Origin of the sequence: Streptomyces sp. NPDC002793 (genome assembly GCF_040295485.1) — a bacterium.
Classification (GTDB): Bacteria; Actinomycetota; Actinomycetes; order Streptomycetales; family Streptomycetaceae; genus Streptomyces.
The window spans coordinates 115,105-134,226 of the sequence record NZ_JBEOVL010000005.1; the positions used below are offsets into that span (position 1 = coordinate 115,105).

20 protein-coding genes and 1 tRNA gene are annotated in these 19,122 nt (G+C 70.4%); 17 read left to right on the plus strand and 4 right to left on the minus strand.

The features are described 5' to 3' along the window. The first annotated feature begins 6 nt into the window (after window positions 1-6). On the plus strand, window positions 7-1,125 hold the full coding sequence (locus ABT001_RS06730) for a cobalt-precorrin-5B (C(1))-methyltransferase (RefSeq protein WP_351273323.1): 1,119 nt from the start codon (window positions 7-9) through the stop codon (window positions 1,123-1,125). Window positions 1,126-1,165: 40 nt separating this feature from the next. On the opposite strand, the gene cobM is transcribed toward ABT001_RS06730, so the two are convergent. Together cobM and cbiE are read right to left on the minus strand one after the other, a co-directional pair. Next, window positions 1,166-1,915, minus strand: coding sequence for a precorrin-4 C(11)-methyltransferase (cobM, locus tag ABT001_RS06735; protein ID WP_351273326.1), 750 nt, complete (start codon window positions 1,913-1,915; stop codon window positions 1,166-1,168). Continuing rightward, a complete protein-coding gene (gene cbiE / locus ABT001_RS06740) occupies window positions 1,912-3,192 on the minus strand; it encodes a precorrin-6y C5,15-methyltransferase (decarboxylating) subunit CbiE (RefSeq protein ID WP_351273329.1) in 1,281 nt (426 codons plus the stop codon). The genes cobM and cbiE overlap by 4 nt, the downstream gene beginning before the upstream one ends. A 190-nt stretch (window positions 3,193-3,382) precedes the next feature. On the opposite strand from cbiE, the gene ABT001_RS06745 reads away from it, so the two are divergent. From ABT001_RS06745 to ABT001_RS06765, 5 genes are all read left to right on the plus strand, one after another. Further along, the gene (locus ABT001_RS06745; protein ID WP_351273331.1) at window positions 3,383-3,811 is read left to right on the plus strand and encodes a YciI family protein; all 429 of its coding nucleotides are present in this window, start codon (window positions 3,383-3,385) and stop codon (window positions 3,809-3,811) included. Between the two features lie 161 nt (window positions 3,812-3,972). Further along, window positions 3,973-4,584 carry an HhH-GPD-type base excision DNA repair protein gene (locus tag ABT001_RS06750; RefSeq protein WP_351273333.1) on the plus strand — a complete coding sequence of 204 codons (612 nt, stop codon included), beginning with the start codon at window positions 3,973-3,975 and terminating at the stop codon, window positions 4,582-4,584. Window positions 4,585-4,682: 98 nt separating this feature from the next. Next, window positions 4,683-6,203, plus strand: a complete 1,521-nt coding sequence (locus tag ABT001_RS06755; protein ID WP_351273667.1) for a M20/M25/M40 family metallo-hydrolase — start codon at window positions 4,683-4,685, stop codon at window positions 6,201-6,203. 126 nt (window positions 6,204-6,329) lie between these two features. Then, on the plus strand, window positions 6,330-6,626 hold the full coding sequence (locus tag ABT001_RS06760; RefSeq protein ID WP_003955420.1) for a type II toxin-antitoxin system VapB family antitoxin: 297 nt from the start codon (window positions 6,330-6,332) through the stop codon (window positions 6,624-6,626). Window positions 6,627-6,767: 141 nt separating this feature from the next. Next, a complete protein-coding gene (locus tag ABT001_RS06765) occupies window positions 6,768-7,370 on the plus strand; it encodes a LytR C-terminal domain-containing protein (protein ID WP_351273670.1) in 603 nt (200 codons plus the stop codon). A gap of 37 nt (window positions 7,371-7,407) precedes the next feature. On the opposite strand, the gene upp is transcribed toward ABT001_RS06765, so the two are convergent. Continuing rightward, entirely contained in the window at window positions 7,408-8,043 is a 636-nt protein-coding gene (upp, locus tag ABT001_RS06770) for a uracil phosphoribosyltransferase (protein ID WP_351273336.1), read from the minus strand. Window positions 8,044-8,158: 115 nt separating this feature from the next. Here upp and ABT001_RS06775 point away from each other — a divergent pair, with 115 nt between their 5' ends. The 9 genes from ABT001_RS06775 to ABT001_RS06815 all read left to right on the plus strand — a co-directional run bounded on the left by ABT001_RS06775 (window position 8,159) and on the right by ABT001_RS06815 (window position 15,350). Next, the gene (locus ABT001_RS06775; protein ID WP_351273339.1) at window positions 8,159-8,395 is read left to right on the plus strand and encodes a hypothetical protein; all 237 of its coding nucleotides are present in this window, start codon (window positions 8,159-8,161) and stop codon (window positions 8,393-8,395) included. Between the two features lie 217 nt (window positions 8,396-8,612). Beyond that, complete coding sequence (locus tag ABT001_RS06780; protein ID WP_351273341.1) at window positions 8,613-9,182, plus strand: tRNA adenosine deaminase-associated protein; 570 nt, start codon at window positions 8,613-8,615, stop codon at window positions 9,180-9,182. A gap of 81 nt (window positions 9,183-9,263) precedes the next feature. After that, window positions 9,264-9,692 carry a tRNA adenosine(34) deaminase TadA gene (tadA, locus tag ABT001_RS06785; RefSeq protein ID WP_351273672.1) on the plus strand — a complete coding sequence of 143 codons (429 nt, stop codon included), beginning with the start codon at window positions 9,264-9,266 and terminating at the stop codon, window positions 9,690-9,692. A 90-nt stretch (window positions 9,693-9,782) separates the two neighbouring features. After that, window positions 9,783-9,867, plus strand: a tRNA-Ser gene (locus ABT001_RS06790). Between the two features lie 117 nt (window positions 9,868-9,984). Continuing rightward, window positions 9,985-10,668: a TetR/AcrR family transcriptional regulator gene (locus tag ABT001_RS06795; protein WP_351273344.1), complete on the plus strand. Its 684-nt coding sequence runs from the start codon at window positions 9,985-9,987 to the stop codon at window positions 10,666-10,668. Window positions 10,669-10,741: 73 nt separating this feature from the next. Further along, a complete protein-coding gene (locus ABT001_RS06800; protein ID WP_351273675.1) occupies window positions 10,742-12,340 on the plus strand; it encodes an MDR family MFS transporter in 1,599 nt (532 codons plus the stop codon). Between the two features lie 568 nt (window positions 12,341-12,908). Then, window positions 12,909-13,202, plus strand: coding sequence for a Dabb family protein (locus tag ABT001_RS06805; protein ID WP_351273346.1), 294 nt, complete (start codon window positions 12,909-12,911; stop codon window positions 13,200-13,202). 186 nt (window positions 13,203-13,388) lie between these two features. Beyond that, window positions 13,389-14,249 carry an RNA polymerase sigma factor SigF gene (locus tag ABT001_RS06810; protein ID WP_351273349.1) on the plus strand — a complete coding sequence of 287 codons (861 nt, stop codon included), beginning with the start codon at window positions 13,389-13,391 and terminating at the stop codon, window positions 14,247-14,249. A 234-nt stretch (window positions 14,250-14,483) separates the two neighbouring features. Beyond that, complete coding sequence (locus tag ABT001_RS06815; RefSeq protein WP_351273351.1) at window positions 14,484-15,350, plus strand: RNA polymerase sigma factor SigF; 867 nt, start codon at window positions 14,484-14,486, stop codon at window positions 15,348-15,350. 141 nt (window positions 15,351-15,491) lie between these two features. Here the strand turns inward: ABT001_RS06815 and ABT001_RS06820 are convergent, their stop codons facing one another. Beyond that, entirely contained in the window at window positions 15,492-15,707 is a 216-nt protein-coding gene (locus ABT001_RS06820; RefSeq protein ID WP_351273354.1) for a hypothetical protein, read from the minus strand. Window positions 15,708-16,032: 325 nt separating this feature from the next. On the opposite strand from ABT001_RS06820, the gene ABT001_RS06825 reads away from it, so the two are divergent. Together ABT001_RS06825 and ABT001_RS06830 are read left to right on the plus strand one after the other, a co-directional pair. Next, window positions 16,033-16,545: a MarR family winged helix-turn-helix transcriptional regulator gene (locus tag ABT001_RS06825; protein ID WP_351273356.1), complete on the plus strand. Its 513-nt coding sequence runs from the start codon at window positions 16,033-16,035 to the stop codon at window positions 16,543-16,545. 101 nt (window positions 16,546-16,646) lie between these two features. After that, on the plus strand, window positions 16,647-19,067 hold the full coding sequence (locus tag ABT001_RS06830) for an MFS transporter (RefSeq protein WP_502967437.1): 2,421 nt from the start codon (window positions 16,647-16,649) through the stop codon (window positions 19,065-19,067). Window positions 19,068-19,122: the final 55 nt, after the last annotated feature.

Genomic DNA, 19,122 nt, shown 5'->3' on the forward strand with positions numbered 1-19,122 from the left:
CCATCCATGAGCAGTGAGGCGCAGGGCGGGCGCACCGCCCAACTCAAGCACACCGGTCTGCGGCCGGGATGGACGACCGGTGCCTGTGCGACGGCGGCGGCCACAGCCGCGTACACCGCCCTGCTGACCGGCGAGTTCCCGGATCCGGTGACCATCACCCTGCCCAGGGGGCAGACGCCCGCCTTCGCCCTCGCGGTGGAGGAGCTCTCCGACGGAGAGGCGACGGCGGGCGTGGTCAAGGACGCCGGCGACGACCCGGACGTCACCCACGGCGCACTGGTGCGGTCCACGGTGCGGCTGCTGCCGTCGGGCTCCGGAGTGGTGTTCCGGGCCGGGCCCGGCGTGGGGACGGTGACCCTTCCCGGGCTGCCGCTCGATGTCGGGGAGCCCGCTATCAACCCCGTCCCCCGGCAGATGATGCGGGACCACATCGCGCGGGTGGCGGCGGAGCACGGGGGCACCGGCGACGTCGAGATCACGGTCTCGGTGGACGACGGTGAGGAGATCGCACGTTTCACGTGGAACATCCGCCTGGGCATCCTGGGCGGCATCTCGATCCTGGGCACGACGGGCATCGTGGTGCCCTACTCCTGCTCGGCCTGGATCGACTCGATCCGCCGCGGAGTGGACGTGGCCCTCGCCGCCGGGCACCGGCACGTCGCGGGGTGCACGGGCTCGACCTCGGAGAAGACGGTGGTGGCGGAGTACGGGCTGCCGGAGATCGCCCTGCTGGACATGGGGGACTTCGCGGGTGCGGTGCTGAAGTACGTACGCCGGCACCCGGTGGAACGGCTGACCGTCTGCGGCGGGTTCGCCAAGCTGTCCAAGCTGGCCGCCGGGCACCTGGATCTGCACTCGGGCCGTTCCCAGGTCGACAAGCCCTTTCTGGCCCGGCTGGCCCGTCAGGGCGGTGCGAGCGAGGCGCTGGCGGCGGAGATCGAGGTCGCCAACACCGGCCTCGCGGCGCTGCAGCTGTGCACGGCGGCCGGGGTTCCCCTGGGCGACCTGGTGGCGGTGGCAGCCCGGGACCAGGCCCTCTCGGTGCTGCGGGGGGCGCCGGTGGCGGTCGATGTCATCTGCATCGACCGGGCGGGGGCCGTCGTGGGGCGCAGCGAGGCCCGGTGAGCGGAGGAGGACGGGGACGTCCGCCGTCCCCGTCCGCCCGTCAGCAGGTGTGGCGGTCCCGCGCCGGGGAGTACAGGTGGCTGTCGCGGAACTGCTCCGCGCCCAGGGTCCGGCCGACCATGATCACCGCTGTCCGGATCACCCCTGCCGTCTTCACCTGCTCCGCGATGGAGTCCAGCGTGCCGCGCAGGATGATCTCGTCCGGGCGCGAGGCCATGGCGACCACGGCGGTGGGGCAGTCCGCCCCGTAGTGCGGCAGCAGTTCCTCGACCACGCGGTCCACGTACCGCGCCGCGAGATGCAGCACGATCAGGGCGCCGCTGCGGCCCAGCGTGGCCAGGTCCTCCCCCTCGGGCATCGCCGTGGCGCGCTGCGCGATCCGGGTGAGGATCACGGTCTGGCCGACCGTCGGCACCGTCAGTTCCCGCTTGAGCGCGGCCGCCGCCGCGGCGAACGCGGGCACCCCGGGCACCACCTCGTAGGGCACACCCGCCTCGTCGAGCCGCCGCATCTGCTCGTTCACGGCGCTGAAGACCGACGGGTCACCGGAGTGCAGCCGGGCCACGTCGTGACCGTCCTCATGGGCACGGACCAGCTCGGCGGTGATCTGGTCGATGTCCAGCAGGGCCGTGTCCACCAGCCGGGCGTCCTGCGGGCACTCGGCGAGCAGTTCGCGCGGCACCAGGCTCCCCGCGTACAGACACACGGGGCTGGCGGCGAGGACACGGGCGCCGCGCACCGTGATCAGGTCGGCGGCGCCGGGGCCCGCGCCGATGAAGTACACGGTCATCTGTCGTCTCCTGGAGCGTGCGGGGGTTTCTGTACGGACCACTGGGTGACGGGCATGGCCTGACGCCAGCCCGTGAACCCTCCGACGGGCACGGCATGGGCCACCGCGAGGCGCACCAGGTCACCGCCGAGCCGCCGGTACCACTCGGCGAGCAGCGCCTCCGACTCCAGCGTGACCGTGTTGGCCACCAGCCGGCCGCCCGGCGGCAGCGCCTCCCAGCAGGTGTCGAGCAGCCCTGGTGCGGTCAGCCCACCGCCGATGAACACGGCGTCGGGTACCGGCAGTCCGGCCAGGGCGTCCGGGGCGCGGCCGGTGACCACGCGCAGCCCCGGGACGCCGAGCCGCTCGGCGTTGCGGGCGATACGGCCCGCCCGTACCGGGTCACGTTCCACGGTCACGGCGCGGCAGGACGGGTGGGTACGCATCCACTCGGCCGCGATCGATCCGGATCCGCCGCCGACGTCCCACAGGAGCTCACCGGGTGCGGGCGCGAGCACGCCGAGCGTGGCCGCCCGGACATGGCGCTTGGTGAGCTGCCCGTCGTGCTCGTACGCGTCGTCGGGAAGCCCCGGTACGGCTCCGAGGCGCAGGGTCTCCGGGGTGCTCCGGCAGTCCACCGCGATGACGTTGAGCGGGTCCCCGGGTGGGTGCTCCCAGGTGGCGGCGATGCCGTCCAGACAGTCCTCGGACGTGCCCCCGAGCTGTTCGAGCACCCGCATGCGGCTCGGCCCGAAGCCATGGGACCTCAGCAGGGCGGCCACGGCGGCGGGCGTGGCCGCGTCCGCGGAGAGCACCAGCAGCCGGCGCCCGTCGTGCAACGCCCCGGCCAGCCGGGCGGTGGGACGGCCGACGAGGGTGACGGTCTCGGTGTCCTCCACCGGCCAGCCGAGCCGCGCACAGGCGTACGACACCGAGGACGGATGGGGCAGCACCCGGAGCGCCCCGGCGCCCAGCTCCTCGGTGAGGGCCCTGCCGATGCCGTAGAACATGGGGTCGCCGCTGGCCAGCACCGCGGTCCTGCTCCCCGCGTGAGCCGCGAGCAGCCCGCGCACGGCGGGCCGCAGGGGCGACGGCCAGGGCACGCGACGGCCCGCGCACTCCGGCGGGAGCAGCCGCAGCTGGCGCTCACCACCGATCAGGACCTCGGCGTCACGCAGTACCGCGCGCCCGGTCTCCGGCAGGCCCGCCCAGCCGTCGGCGCCGATCCCCACGACGCTCACGGCAGGCGCGGTGGACGCGGACGCCGGGACGGCGGACGGGGGAGATGCGGGGGTCACAACCGGTACCTCGGTGTTGGCGGGAACGACGCAGCCGAACTCTACGGGGGCTGCTTCCCGGCCTGCGCGGCGGAGTGATTTCGCGGGGCTCCCCGCGTGGTGCCGGGAACCGGCCACGGGCTTCGGCGTCCCCTGGGAGGCGTTGCCCCACGAGGGGCGGCCACCGACAGCACAGGAGCGGAGCGGCATCATGAAGTACCTCGTGATGATTCAGGGTTCGCAGGCCGACTACGACGCCATGGCCGGCAAGCCGTCGGCCGGGAGCCCGGCCTGGAACGAGCAGGACACGCAGACGATGTTCGCGTTCATGGAACGGCTCAACAACGAGCTGGTCGAGTCCGGCGAGATGGTGGACGGCAACGGCCTGGCCGCACCCGCCCTGACCCTCTCGGTGCTGCCGGGCGCGGACGGCAGGCCGGTGGTCACGGAAGGCCCGTACGGAGACCCCGGGAAGCAGATGGCCGGGTACTGGGTGCTCGACTGCGCGGGTCCGGAGCGGGTCACCGAGATCGCGGCACGCATCGGGGAGTGTCCGCAGCCCGAGGGCGCGCCGGTCTACCCCGTGGTCATCCGGCCGATCATGGACGACGGCGGCGAGCTCACGGCGGCCGACGGCTGAGAGGTGAGGCACAGGCCGCGGGAAGGCCGCGTCGAGGACCGGCCGCACGCCGCGGGTCCTCGGACCCCGGCCTCCCGGACCTGTGGAGGTACGGCGGCCCGGCACCCCGACTGCCGCCCACCGAGTCGCCGATCCCGGTCTCTCTCGCGATCATCGGAAACATGACCACGAGCGACAACGGCAAGGCCCGCACCGTGCGTATCGCCCAGGAACCCGACGCGGACGCGTTGCTGGGCCGCAGTCCGCTGGCCGCCCTCGTCGGCATGCTGCTGGACCAGCAGGTACCGATGGAATGGGCGTTCAGCGGCCCGCTCTCGCTGGCCCGGCGCATGGGCTCGGACGACCTGGACGCCCGGGAGATCGCCGCGTACGACCCGGACGCCTTCATCGGGCTGTTCACCGAAAAGCCCGCCCTGCACCGGTACCCGGGGTCCATGGCCAAGAGGGTGCAGCAGCTCTGCCAGTACCTGGTGAACGAGTACGACGGGCGGGCGGAAGCCGTCTGGGCCGACGCCGCCACCGGGGCCGAGCTGCTGGAACGGCTCAACGCCCTGCCCGGATTCGGCACCCAGAAGGCGCGGATCTTCCTGGCCCTGCTGGGCAAGCAGTTCGACATACGCCCGACGGGCTGGCGGGAAGCCGCAGGGGCCTACGGCGAAGAGGGCTCGCGCCGCTCGGTGGCCGACATCACCGGACCCGATTCGCTCACCGAGGTGCGGGCGTACAAACAGCAGGCGAAGGCGGCGGCCAAGGCCGCCGACCGGGCCCGGTGACCATGCGCCGGGGCCTCGCACCGGCGCCTCTCTCCCTCCATGACCGTTCGCAGGTTCACACCGGAAGGACTCCTGTGCCCCCGACACGTCACAGAGCCATGGTCGTCGTCGCCGCCACCGCTCTGGCCGCACCCCTCCTCCTCAGCCCTTCCCCGGCCCACGGACACGCGTCGCGGGGCCCGGCCGAGGATGCCGCCGAGCTCTCACGGCAGCTGGTCGACAGCGCGTCCGCCGAGGGCGCGTACCGGCACCTGGAGCGGTTCCAGGCCATCGCCGAGTCGTCCGACGGCCACCGCGCCGCCGGTACGTCCGGCCACGACGCCTCCGCCGCCCATGTGCACCGGCTACTCCGGAAGGCCGGTTACCGGGTGGCGTACCAGGCGTTCGACTTCACCTACACCGAGACCCTCGCCGAGAAGCTCTCCGTCCTCTCCCCCACGCCCCGCGAGATCTCGATCAGGGCGATGACGTACACCGCGTCCACCGAGGAGGGAGGTATCGAGGCGGCCCTCGCCGCCGTCCCCACCGACGGCACCACCGGCTGCGAGGCCGCCGACTACGCGGCCGGCTTCACCGGCACGATCGCCCTGATCGAGCGGGGCGGCTGCTCGTTCGCGGAGAAGCAGGCGGCGGCAGCGGCGGCGGGCGCGGTCGGCGCGGTGATCTACAACAACGTCGAAGGGGCCCTCGCCGGCACCCTGGGCGATGCCGCGGCCGGGAAGATCCCCACCGGGGGGCTCACCCGGGCCGAGGGCGAGAAGCTCGTGGCGGACCTGTCGAAGGGCGAGGTGCGGGTCTCCCTGGAGATCCGCGAGTCCCGGGAGGAGCGCACCACGCGCAACGTCGTCGCCGAGACCCGGGGCGGGAACCCCGCGAGGACGGTCATGCTCGGCGCACACCTCGACTCGGTCACCGACGGCCCCGGCATCAACGACAACGCGACCGGCTCGGCCGGGCTCCTCGACGTCGCCCTGAAGCTCGCCGAGTCCCACAGGACACCCGCCAACAAGGTGCGGTTCGCCTGGTGGTCGGCCGAGGAGAACGGCCTGCTGGGCTCGGAGGCCTATGTGGCGAAGCTCCCCGAGGCACGGCGGGCGGACATCGCGCTCTACCTCAACTTCGACATGATCGCCTCCCCGAACGGTGTGCAGTTCGTCTTCGACGGCGACGACTCCGACGGCGCGGGCGCGGGTCCTGGCCCCGAAGGGTCCGCCCAACTGGAGCACGACATCAACGCGTTCCTGGACAGCAAGGGCAAGCCGCACACCGGTACGGACTTCTCCGGGCGTTCCGACTACGGGCCGTTCATCGAGGTCGGCATCCCGTCCGGCGGTACGGACACCGGCGCCGAGGGCGTCAAGACGGCCGACCAGGCGAAGACGTACGGCGGGACGGCAGGGATCGCGTACGACCCCTGCTACCACGCGGCCTGCGACGACCTGGGCAACATCGACATGAGGCACTTCGACACCAACATCGATGTGATCGCCCACGCGGTGGGCACCTACGCCCACGACCTGAGCTCCCTCACCCGTCCGGTACCTGCCACGTCCGCCGACGACGAGTCCCGCAGCGGCGGCGGTCTGCGCAAGGGGCACGCGCCGGGCGCCACCGAATAGCGTCACACATGCCCCGCACACATGACAGACCGCGCGATGCTTCGAGCGGTTTCCTCACCCTTCAGCCGGAATTGCGGTCCTGCTCCCTGGCTGCGCCGGGAGGCCCTTGCCCGGTAGGCTTTCCGTGTGATCTTCAAGCGCATCGGAAATGGGCGGCCTTATCCCGACCACGGCCGGGAAAGCACCCGCCAGTGGGCGGATGTCGCGCCGCGCCCGGTCCGCCTCGACCAACTGGTGACCACCAAGGGCCAGCTGGACCTGGAGACCCTGCTCGCCGAGGACTCCACGTTCTACGGCGACCTGTTCGCCCACGTCGTGAAGTGGCAGGGCGACCTCTACCTCGAGGACGGACTGCATCGCGCCGTGCGCGCCGCTCTGCAGCAGCGCCAGGTGCTGCACGCACGCGTGCTCGAACTGGGCTGAACGAACCACACCCACCCATGGGGCATTTCGGGCCTTTCGGGTGCTTTTACGCTCGTACGGGTGCCATAGGCTGATCGTTTAGTAGGCATCATCACCGGGTCGCACTACGCTTCGCCCATGAGCATGCTCACCCCTCCCGGCATGGGCGGAAAGTACCGCATCACGGGTAACACGTACCCGCGCATGCGCCGCCCTCGTCATCGCCGCAAGCTGGTCCTCTCGGTGGCCGCCGCCGTGGTCGCCCTCGGTCTGGCCGGGTGGGGCACGCTCCAGATCGTCGACGTCTTCACCGGGGGCGACGGCGGACAGGCCAACGCGGCCGACCGCCCGAAGGCCTGCCCCTCCCCGAGCGCTCCGGCGCCCGTGAAGGCGCTTCCGAAGCCGGCCACCATCAAGGTCAACATCTACAACGCGACGCCCCGCAGCGGACTGGCCAAGGCGGCGGCGGACGAGCTCAGGAAGCGCGGCTTCGCCATCGGCAAGGTGGACAACGCCCCGGCGGCGTACGACAAGAAGGTGCCCGGCGCCGGACTGCTGCTCGGCGGCCCGACGGCCATGAGCGGTTCCTTCCCTGTGCTCACCACCCAGCTGCCCGGAGCCACGCAGAAGACCGACGCCCGCAGGACCGCGGACGTCGATCTGATCATCGGTACGAAGTTCAGGGCGTTCAGCACCCCCGCCGCGGCGGCATCGGCGCTCACGGCCCTGACGAAGCCGTCCCCCGCGCCGTCGCCCTCCTGCTGAGGCACCACGGCCGGCCCGGTCCCGGTGGGCGGCCGGGTCAGCCGGCGGTGCCGTACATCCGGTCCCCCGCGTCGCCGAGCCCCGGCACGATGTAGCCGTTCTCGTTGAGCCGCTCGTCGACCGAGGCGGTGACCACCGTGACCGGCGTGCCGGCCAGCTCGCGCTCCATCACCTCGACGCCCTCGGGCGCCGCGAGCAGCACGACCGCGGTGACGTCGTCCGCGCCGCGCTTGATCAGCTCCCGGATGGCCGCGACGAGCGTGCCGCCCGTGGCGAGCATCGGGTCCAGGACGTAGACCTGACGCCCGGAGAGATCCTCGGGCATCCGCGTGGCGTACGTCTCGGCCTGGAGCGTCTCCTCGTTGCGGATCATGCCCAGGAAGCCGACCTCGGCCGTCGGGAGCAGCCGCACCATGCCGTCCAGCATGCCGAGGCCGGCGCGCAGGATCGGGACGACCAGAGGGCGCGGATGCGACAGCTTCACACCGGTCGTGGGCGTCACCGGGGTCTCGATGTCGACCTGCTCGGTCCGCACATCCCTGGTGGCCTCGTAGGCGAGAAGGGTGACCAGCTCGTCGGCGAGCCGCCGGAAGGTCGGGGAGTCGGTGCGCTTGTCGCGCAGCGTGGTGAGTTTGTGCGCCACCAACGGGTGGTCGACGACGTGGATCCGCATGCCGTCAACAGTAGCCGGGCCCCGAACCGGCTTCCCGCCGGTCCGCGCTGGCATCAGGCACGTGTTCGGGGGGAAGGTGGGGACATACGGACCCAGGCTTGGGGTGGTGTGTCGATTGCCCGACGGGGAGCAGTGGAATCAGCGGCAGGCCGGACGCGACGCGCGCGACCTGCCCGACGCCCAGGACGACGTGCCGGACGCGCAGGAGAGTGACGCGGCACGCCGGAGGCGGAGGGCTCAGTTCCTCCGTGAGCTCCACGAGGCGAAGCAGTTGCGCGACCGGGTCCAGCCACGCAGGGCCCGCGCGGCCCGTATGCGGCAACAGATGCGGATGCGTACGTTCCGCTGGTGAGGACGGTTCTCCGGGCGCCCGGGCCGCCCCGGAGGGGGCGCGGGAACCCCGTCGGCGGAGACGTGCTCGGAACAACTGATGTCCGACGCAACGGCCGAAGAGGTCTCGCATCGCGCTCGTTTCTGCCACGATGCCGATTGGGCGGGGCCCAGGGCAGCCGGATCACCGTCTGCCCTCCCGTCGGACCGATTCGCCTATTTCAAGTGGGAGAGTCACGGTGTACTTCGCCGCACTGCTCGCGCGCACCGAAGACGGGTGGGAAGCGAGCGATACAGAGCTCGACGATGTGGAAACCCTGTCCGATCTGACGGATCTGGCCCGTGAGGCCTCGGTGGACGAGGACACCGTCCTCGTCTACATCGAGCAGGAGGACGCCTGGTTCGGCGTCCTCCGGGTGGACGGTGAGGAGGACCCCCGTATCTACGTCTCGGACGCGTCCGCCGCCGCCCGCTCCTCGTACGGGGAGATCCTGCTCACCGATGAACTGCTCGGCCGCGAACCGGGGGCCGAGGACGAGATCGCCGCACTCGAGGAGCTCGTGGACCTCGACGGTACGGAGGACGGCGAGCCGGAAGAACCACGGTCCGGAGCCGGCGGCGGCGCCGCCGTGTCCGAACCCGACCTGGATCACGACCCCGACGCCGTACCGGCGGGGCCGCTCGGCGATCTCGGGGTCCTCGCCGACCTCGGCCTGTCCGAGAAGGACCTGCTGACCCTGCGCACGGACGCGCTGGCGGAGATCGCGGACGTGCTGGGAGCGGCCGAGGTCCTGGAGGCCGTCCGTTAGGGTCCGCGGGTGAACGCACCACCGCCCACACCCTCCTCACCGCCTCCCTCCGATCCCGTACGGGACCCGTGGCAGGCATCCATGCGCCGAGCCCTGGACGAGGCCGCGCAGGCGGCGTCGGCCGGCGATGTGCCGGTCGGCGCCGTCGTCCTGGGCCCTGACGGCGCCCTGCTCGCCACCGGCCACAACGAGCGTGAGGTGAGCGGCGACCCGACGGCGCACGCCGAGGTGCTAGCCCTGCGCCGCGCCGCCACTGCTCTCGGCTCCTGGCGGCTGACCGGCTGCACGCTGGTCGTCACCCTGGAGCCCTGCACGATGTGCGCGGGCGCGCTCGTCCAGTCCCGGATCGGGCGGGTGGTCTACGGGGCCCGCGACCGGAAGGCCGGTGCCGCGGGTTCGCTCTGGGACGTCGTACGCGACCGCAGGCTCAACCACCGCCCCGAGGTGATCCACGGCGTCCTGGAGGGGCCCTGCGCCGACCTGCTGACGGCGTTCTTCCGGGAACGCTGAGGAGAACACCCGATCGCTTCCCAGGTGCTCCGGCCGGTCACCGGGAATCGGATTTCGAACCAGGGCCGGGGATGGTCTAAGCTCTCTCTCGGTAGCGTGTCCGAGCGGCCGAAGGAGCTCGCCTCGAAAGCGAGTGTGGGGAAACTCACCGAGGGTTCAAATCCCTCCGCTACCGCAGATGGATGAAGGGGCAGACCCGCAAGGGCCTGCCCCTTCTCTGCGTTTCACGTCCACTTCGGGACACCTCGAACCGCTCGGAAATAATTTTGCACGTTGTGCATCTTTGCCTACTATGCACGATGTGCCGAAGACGACGACATCCGTACCCGGGCTGCGGGAGCGCAAGAAGCAGGCGACCCGCAACGCCCTCGCGGAGGCGGCCGTGCGGCTCGCCGCCGAGCTCGGCGTGGAGAACGTCACGGTCGAGGCCATCAGCGAAGCAGCGGGTGTCTCGCCCAGGACGTTCTTCAACTACTTCTCGAGTCACGACGACGCGTTCGTGCTGATCGACGACGAGATCGGCGAGCGGATCAGGGAATCCGTACGCGGAGCCCCGGCCGGCCTGTCGCCGCTCGACGCCGTCCGCGACGCCTTCGTCGCCGAGCTGGAAGGATTCGAGGACCGCCAGGAGCTGTGGGCCCTGCAGTCCAAGGTGTTCCAGCGGTCACCACACCTCATCCAGCGCGGCCTCAACGCCCATACCGCGGACGAGCGGGCCCTGTCCGACGCCCTCACCGAGTGGCTCGACGCCACCGGGCCCGGGAAGGAAGGGCCGGGAGACCACGGCGTCTTCCCCCGACTCGTCGCCGCCGTCAGCCACACCGCCCTGCGGATCGCTTTCGAGCACTGCTGCACCCACCCCGGGGAAACCGTGCTCACGGACGTCTTCCAGGAGGCGTTCGTGCACCTGGCACACGGCCTCCCGCGGCCGACAGAACGGTCCGGCCCACCGCCGGCAGCCGTTCCCCGCACCTGACCCCTGTTCTGCTCCAGCACCTAAGAAGGACTCCGTGACCGCAACAGAGGCGCCTGAGCAGGCGCCCACCTCCATGACCAACAAGCAGATACTCCAGGCGATGTCAGGCCTGATGGCCGGCATGTTCGTCGCCATCCTCGCGGGCACCGTCGTCGCCAACGCCCTGCCGCGGATCATCGCCGACCTCGGCGCGAGCCAGTCCTCGTACACCTGGGTCGTGACCTCCGAGCTGCTCGCCATGACGGCGACCGTGCCGCTGTGGGGCAAGCTCGCCGACCTGTTCAACCAGAAGCTGCTGCTCCAGCTCTCCCTCGGCCTGTTCGTCGTCGGTTCCCTCGTGGCCGGCTTCTCCCAGGACGTCGTGACCCTGATCGTCAGCCGTGTCATCCAGGGCATCGGCGCCGGTGGTCTGACGGCGCTGGCCCAGATCGTGATGGCCGCCATCATCCCGCCGCGCCGCCTCGGCAAGTACGCCGGCATCTTCGGCGCGGTCTTCGCCGTCGGCACCGTCGCCGGCCCGCTGATCGGCGGTGTCCTGGTGGACACCTCGTGGCTCGGCTGGCGCTGGTGCTTCTTCATCGGTGTGCCGTTCGCACTGGCCGGGATCGTGCTGCTCCAGCGCACCCTGAAGCTGCCGACCGTGCGCCGTCAGGTCAAGATCGACTGGCTGGGTGCCTTCCTCATCGTCGCCGGCGTCTGCGCGCTGCTGATCTGGACCTCCCTCGCGGGCAACAGCTTCGACTGGGCGTCCTGGCAGACGGCCGCGCTGGTGGCCACCGGCGTCGTGCTCCTGGTGGCGGCGGTCTTCGTCGAGTCCAGGGTCGCGGAGCCGATCATCCCGCTGGAGATCTTCCGCAACCGCACGGTCTCGCTCACCACCCTGGCGAGCTTCCTCGTCGGCATCGCGATGTTCGCCGGAACCGTGTTCCTGTCCCAGTACTTCCAGGTCGCGCTGGGCAAGTCCCCGACCGTCGCGGGGCTCATGAGCCTTCCGATGATCGGTGGTCTGCTGGTCTCCTCGACCGTCGCCGGGCAGCTCATCTCCGCGACCGGCAAGTGGAAGATCTACCTCATCGCGGGCTCCGTCGTCATGACGGCCGGCCTCGGCATGCTCTCGACCATCGACGCCGACACGCACTTCGGTCTGCTCAGCCTCTACATGGCGCTCATGGGCATCGGCGTCGGCATGCTGATGCAGAACCTCGTGCTCGCCGCGCAGAACGACGTGCCCGCGCACGAACTGGGCGCCGCGACCTCCGTGCTGTCCTTCTTCCGCAGCCTCGGTGGCACCATCGGCACCAGCGTGCTCGGCGCCATCCTCGCCAACCAGGTGGCCAGCGAGATGAGCAAGGGCCTCGCGGAGAGCGGGATCCCGGCGGCCGGTGGCGGCGGCGGTCACGGCAGCGCCGTGCCCGACATGACCACGCTGCCCGAGCCGATGAAGAACATCGTCGAGCACGCCTACGGCGTCGCGACCGGTGACCTCTTCCTCGTCGCCACCCCGTTCGCCTTCCTCGCACTGCTCGCCGTGCTCTTCATCAAGGAGAAGCCGCTCAAGACGACGAGCGGCATGGAGCGCCTCGCCGCCGAGGACTCGACGGCCGACGCCGTCACCGTCCCGGCACCCCGCGACGGCGCGGACTCCGGCACGGTCGGCCTGAAGAAGGACTGATTCCGCCCCGTACGAACGCATGACACGAAGGGCCCGGCGCGAACGCGCCGGGCCCTTCGGACGTCAGGTCGAGGGGAGCGGCATCGGGGGGACAAGCCGCTCCCCCCGGTGAGAACGGGGACCGTAGGCCCTCGCCGCGGTCGGGGGGGAAGTCACGCGGTGGGGACCTCGTGGAGGTCCCGTTCCTCGGCCCGCGCATTCCTGTCGGTGCAGCGGGCTCACTCCCCAGTCTGCTCCCTGCCGTAAGCCGCACCGTCCGACAAAGGACCTGAATCGACGGGTCCTTCGACCCTAAAAGCCTCGTCAGTGATCGGAATCGGCCAGCTGATACGACCATGCGTGCGGCTAGAATCACGCGACTGCACGGATGATCGAAGGGGAGGGGCGGGACTGTGGTGCAAGCGAGGAAGATCGCGCTCTACATAATTGTGGTCTTCGTGCTGTACACGATCATCACCTCACCCGAGCGGGCCGCCGACCTCGTCCAAGTAGGGTTCGAGGGCGTTTCGAGCGCCGCCCAGGGCGTAGGAGACTTCATGTCCGAGCTCGTGGAGTAGGAGACCCCCCGATGATCCGCCACCTGGTCCTGTTCAAGCTGAACGACGGCGTGGAGCGGGACGATCCCCGGGTCGTCGCGGGCGCGGAGGCCTTCCGGGAGCTCGGCGGGAAGATCCCCGAGCTGGAGTTCTGGGAGTGCGCCTGGAACATCACCGACCGGCCGATCGCGTACGACTTCGCCATCAATTCGGCCGTCGCCGACGAGGACGCGCTCAAGCGGTACATCGAGCACCCCGAGCACCAGGCCGCCGCCGGCCGGTGGCGCGCGTTCGCCACTTGGGTGATCGCCGACTACCCCTTCTGACCCTTCCGGCCAACCGGTCCCGCCGGCCCCTCCCTTACCGGAGAGGGGCTTTTCGGCATGTTTAAACCAAAACACCCCCAACACGACTCCAAGCGGTGCTTGCACACAGTGGACATGTCTTGTGATGCTATGACCGCTTTTGACGGATGAGTTGACCGTAGTTGACCGCAAAGGGGTGGCGACACCGTGCCGGCCAGTACAGCGCCTCAAGTCCCGCCCCAGAACGTCCAGACGGACGACATCCAGACCGAGACCCCGGACCCCGCCGCACCACCCGCCAGGAGCCGGGGCGCGGACACCCGGGCGCTGACCCAGGTGCTGTTCGGGCGGCTCAAGGGCCTCGAACCCGGCACCGCGGAGCACCACAGGGTGCGCACCGCGCTGATCGAGGCGAACCTGCCGCTCGTGCGGTACGCGGCGGCCCGCTTCCGCAGCCGCAACGAGCCGATGGAGGACGTCGTCCAGGTCGGCACCATCGGCCTGATCAACGCCATCGACCGGTTCGACCCGGAACGCGGCGTCCAGTTCCCCACGTTCGCCATGCCCACCGTGGTCGGTGAGATCAAGCGCTACTTCCGGGACAACGTACGGACCGTGCACGTGCCGCGGCGGCTGCACGAGCTCTGGGTCCAGGTCACCGGCGCCACGGAGGACCTGACGACCGCTCACGGACGCTCACCCACCACCGGCGAGATCGCCGAGCGCCTGAAGATCTCCGAGGACGAGGTCCTGGCCTGCATCGAGGCGGGCCGGTCGTACCACGCGACCTCGCTGGAGGCGGCCCAGGAAGGTGACGGACTGCCGGGCCTCCTGGACCGGCTCGGCTACGAGGACCCCGCGCTGGCCGGTGTCGAACACCGCGACCTCGTACGGCACCTGCTCGTCCAACTGCCCGAGCGCGAGCAGCGGATCCTTCTGCTGCGCTACTACAACAACCTGACCCAGTCGCAGATCAGCGCCGAACTGGGCGTGTCGCAGATGCATGTGTCAAGGCTTCTGGCCAGAAGTTTTGCCCGACTGCGATCCGCAAACAGGATCGAAGCGTAGTCAGGACGGGTAGACCCCGAGGGAGCCGGTTCGGGGGGCGTAAAAGCCTCACACCCCCTGTTTCCTGCGCAGTTTCGGCGCTGACTTGTCGACAAGTCACTACAGCGTGTTGCCGACATGTGACATTCTGCTGGAACCGCGTTTGCCGCAGCCCCACCTCCGGTATTCAGGTGGAGGCTGCGTTCCTCCGATGGTCGTGGCCGCCGCGACCGTCCGCGACCTCAAGGGGGTGGCATGTCCGCAGAACAGGGCAGCTCGAAGGTGCTCACGCTCACGAAGAGCGTGCCCGCGCCTACCGTGCTCACCAGCTCGCCGGAAGCCATCGACACCCGCACCCTGTCCCGCTCCCTGTTCCTGCGGCTCGCCGCACTGGGTCCCGCCTCGGGCCCCGACGGAACGGACAGCCCGGAGCGGGCCTATGTGCGGGACACACTCATCGAGCTCAACCTCCCGCTCGTGCGGTACGCGGCGGCACGGTTCCGGAGCCGCAACGAACCCATGGAGGACATCGTCCAAGTCGGGACGATCGGCCTGATCAAGGCGATCGACCGCTTCGACTGCGAACGGGGCGTGGAATTCCCCACGTTCGCGATGCCGACCGTCGTGGGGGAGATCAAGCGCTTCTTCCGCGACACCTCCTGGTCGGTGCGGGTGCCACGCCGGCTCCAGGAGCTGCGGCTGGCCCTCACCAAGACCAGCGACGAGCTCGCGCAGAAGCTGGACCGTTCGCCGACGGTGCCGGAGCTGGCCAAGGCGCTCGGGGTCTCCGAGGAGGACGTGGTCGACGGTCTGGCCGTGGGCAACGCCTACACGGCCTCCTCGCTGGACTCCCCGTCCCCCGAGGACGACGGCGGCGAGGGCTCGCTGGCGGACCGTCTGGGCTACGAGGACGCGGCGCTGGAAGGCGTCGAGTACCGCGAGTCGCTGAAGCCGCTGCTGGCCAAGCTCGCCCCGCGCGAGCGGCAGATCATCATGCTGCGCTTCTTCGCCAACATGACCCAGTCGCAGATCGGCGAGGAGGTCGGCATCTCCCAGATGCACGTCTCCCGGCTGCTGACCCGGACCCTCACCCAGCTCAGGGAAGGGCTCATCGCGGACTGACCCCGGCCCGTACACGGCTCACAGACTGCCGGGGCGCCACCCCGGCGGCCTCACCGTGGGAGTGAGACCCCTTAGATGAACGCCCGCAGGCCCGCTACCCCCTGGAAGGGGCGGCGGGCCTGCCGTTACGGGGACGGGTGGTCAGCCGAGCGCGAGCCAGGCGACCGCGCCCAGGACGACGATGACCGCGACGACGGCCACGATCACCCCGGTCTTCGGGCCGGAGGAGGTCGCGGCGGGCTGCTGCCTGCGCTGCGGTTCGCCGTCGTCGACGAACGCGCGGAACATCTGCGTGCTGCCCGCCGGGTCGGGTGTGCCCTCGGGGCCCGGCTGAGGGGCATGGGGGTTGTGTGCCATGGCCCAGGACACTAGCGAACGCAGGGCGCCCGCCCAACCCCCGGGTCCACAGGGGCCGATGCCCTCCCTCCCCGCACACGCCCCCTTCACCCGTCCACCGGAGCGCTCCGCGCCACCTCCACGCACCCCCGCCCCGGCCGGACCTGTGACGAGGAACACAGCCGGACGGGTCCACCCCGCGTGCGCTGCACGCTTGACCTGACCACTGCGCAGCCTTTTGCGTTCCTTTACTTCTGCAAGGTCCATTTCATTTGCCTGCAGCAACCAACCGCTTCTATCGTTGCCCTAAGCAATAAGATGACCTCGCGAGATGCCTGGAGGGTCAGTGGCCGCACGGAGTCAGTACCAAGAACTGGCCCGGCAGCTCAGCGCCGTCGGAGCCGTCAAACGGGGCATCGCCCGCATCCTGCCCGCCGAGTGTCCCGGTGGCTCGGCCGCCGTGCTGACGCTGCTGGCCAGGAACGGCGAGATGCGGATATCCCGGCTGGCCGATCTCCTGGCCGTGGACATGTCGGTGACCAGCCGACACGTGACCCACGCGGTCGAGAGCGGCTGGATCGAACGGTTCCCGGACCCGGCGGACAAGCGGTCCCGCATCCTGCGGCTGACCCCCGCGGGCGAGGAACTGCTCGACGAGCTGACCCGGCGGACCACCGAGATGTTCGCCCACAACCTCATCGACTGGTCCGACGAAGAAGTCGGCCAGCTCAACACGTTGTTGTCCCGGCTGCGCGACAGCTTCGCCTGCCGCGGCACCGGAGGGTGTACCCCCGGAAGGCACAGCGGCGACTGCCGCACCGGGCACGCCGAAGATTCGCACACCCGTACACCTGTGTAACAGAAGCAAAGACAAGGAATTCAATGGCTACGACCACACCACCCGGTGTGCGGGGCGGCCACGCCAAGCACGGGGCCGCAGAAGCCCCCGCAGGCGCGCCGATGACACACCGGCAGATCATGGAAGCGCTGACCGGGCTGCTGCTCGGCATGTTCGTCGCGATTCTGTCGTCGACGGTCGTTTCCAACGCCCTGCCCGAGATCATTGCCGACCTCGGTGGCGGCCAGAGCGCCTACACCTGGGTCGTGACGGCCACGCTGCTGGCCATGACCGCGACCACTCCCCTGTGGGGCAAGCTCGCGGACCTGTTCAGCAAGAAGCTGCTGGTCCAGATCGCCCTGGTCATCTACGTGGCCGGCTCCATAGTCGCCGGCCTGTCGACGAGCAGCGGCATGCTGATCGCCTGCCGCGTGGTGCAGGGCGTCGGCGTCGGCGGTCTCTCCGCCCTCGCGCAGATCGTGATGGCCGCGATGATCTCCCCGCGTGAGCGCGGGCGTTACAGCGGCTACCTCGGCGCGGTCTTCGCCGTCGCCACCGTGGGCGGCCCGCTCCTCGGCGGTGTCATCACCGACACCAGCTGGCTGGGCTGGCGCTGGTGCTTCTACGTGGGTGTGCCGTTCGCGATCATCGCCCTGATCGTGCTCCAGAAGACCCTGAAGCTCCCCGTGACCAAGCGCGAAGGCGTCAAGGTCGACTGGGCCGGCGCGTTCTTCATCAGCGCCGCCGTCTCGCTGCTGCTGCTCTGGGTGACCTTCGCGGGTGACAAGTACGACTGGATCTCGTGGCAGACCTGGACGATGCTCGGCGGCACCGTCGTCCTCATCGCGCTGTTCCTGTTCATCGAGACCAAGGCGCGCGAGCCGATCATCCCGCTGCGTCTCTTCCGCAACCGCACCATCACGCTGGCCTCCGCGGCCTCGCTGTTCGTCGGTATCGGAATGTTCGCGGGCACCGTCTTCTTCAGCCAGTACTTCCAGCTGGCCCGGGACAAGTCGCCGACGATGTCCGGCGTCATGACGATCCCGATGATCGCCGGTCTGTTCCTCTCCTCGACCGTGTCGGGGCAGATCATCACCAAGACGGGCCGCTGGAAGGCCTGGCTGGTCAGCGGTGGCTTCCTGCTCACCGCGGGCCTCGGTCTGCTGGGCACCATCCGGTACGACACCGAGTACTGGCAGATCGCGGTCTTCATGCTCGTCATGGGTCTCGGCATCGGCATGATGATGCAGAACCTGGTGCTCGCCACGCAGAACCAGGTGGCTCCCGCCGACCTCGGCGCGGCCAGCTCCGTCGTGACGTTCTTCCGTTCCCTCGGTGGTGCGATCGGCGTCTCGGCGCTGGGCGCCGTCCTGGGCAACCGTGTCACCACCTACGTCAAGGACGGCCTCGCCGACCTCGGCCCCGAGGGTGCTGCACTGGGCCACGGCGGTACCGGCGGCGGAGGCATCCCCGACCTGGACGCGCTGCCCGCCCCGCTCCGCACGGTCATGGAGGTGGCCTACGGCCACGGTGTCGCCGACGTCTTCCTGTTCGCCGCTCCCGCCGCGCTCATCGCGTTCGTGCTGACCCTCTTCATCAAGGAGGTCGCGCTGAAGAACCAGGCAGGCAACGACGACGTCGCCCCCGTCGAGGTGGCCGCCGCGACGGAGTCCGTCGAGTCGGCCGGCGGCACCGCGCCCGTCGCCGACGCGACGGCCGGATCCCCGACGCACACCGTCCCGGAGGGGTCGGTCACCACGAAGGAGCTGACCATCCAGGGCACGCCCGTACGCGGTGTGGTGCGGGGCGTCGAGGGCGCACCCGTCGCCCGCGCCGCCGTCACGCTGATCTCGTTGGGCGGCCGGCAGCTGGGACGCTCCGTCGCCCAGGCCGACGGCGGTTACGTACTGGACGCACCGGCCTCCGGCAGTTACGTCCTGATCGCCTCCGCCGACGGCTTCCAGCCGCAGGCGTCCACCGTGGTCGTCGGCGACGAGCCGCTGGCCTACGACATCCTGCTCGCCGGCACGAGCGGTCTCTCCGGGACCGTACGGACCGCCGAGGACAGCACCCCGGTGCACGGCGCGATGGTCGTCGTGACCGATGTGCGCGGCGATGTGCTGGCCACGGGTGTCTCGGGCGACGCGGGTGAGTTCACCTTCGGTGAACTGATCCCCGGCTCGGTGACCGTCGCCGTCACGGCCGCGGGCTTCCGTCCGCTGGCCCTGCCGGTGGAGGTCGGCGGCCAGGGTGTCACCCGGGTCGACGTGGCCCTGCGTTCCGGTGCGCTGGTGCGGGGCGTCGTCAAGGCGGGCTCCCGCCGGGCACCGCTGAACGACGCCCGGGTCACACTGATCGACGCGGCCGGCAACGTGGTGGCCACGTCGACGACCGGGGAGGACGGCGTCTACGCCTTCACCGACCTGGACGCCGGTGAGTACTCCGTGATCGCGACCGGCTACCCGCCGGTGGCCGGTTCGCTGACCGTGAGCGGCAGCGGAGTCGACGGTCACGACATCGAGCTCGGCCACCCGGGCGAGTAGAAGAGATCCACAAAGACCACTGGCGGAACAGCGCTTCGAGCGGAGAGGCTGTGGC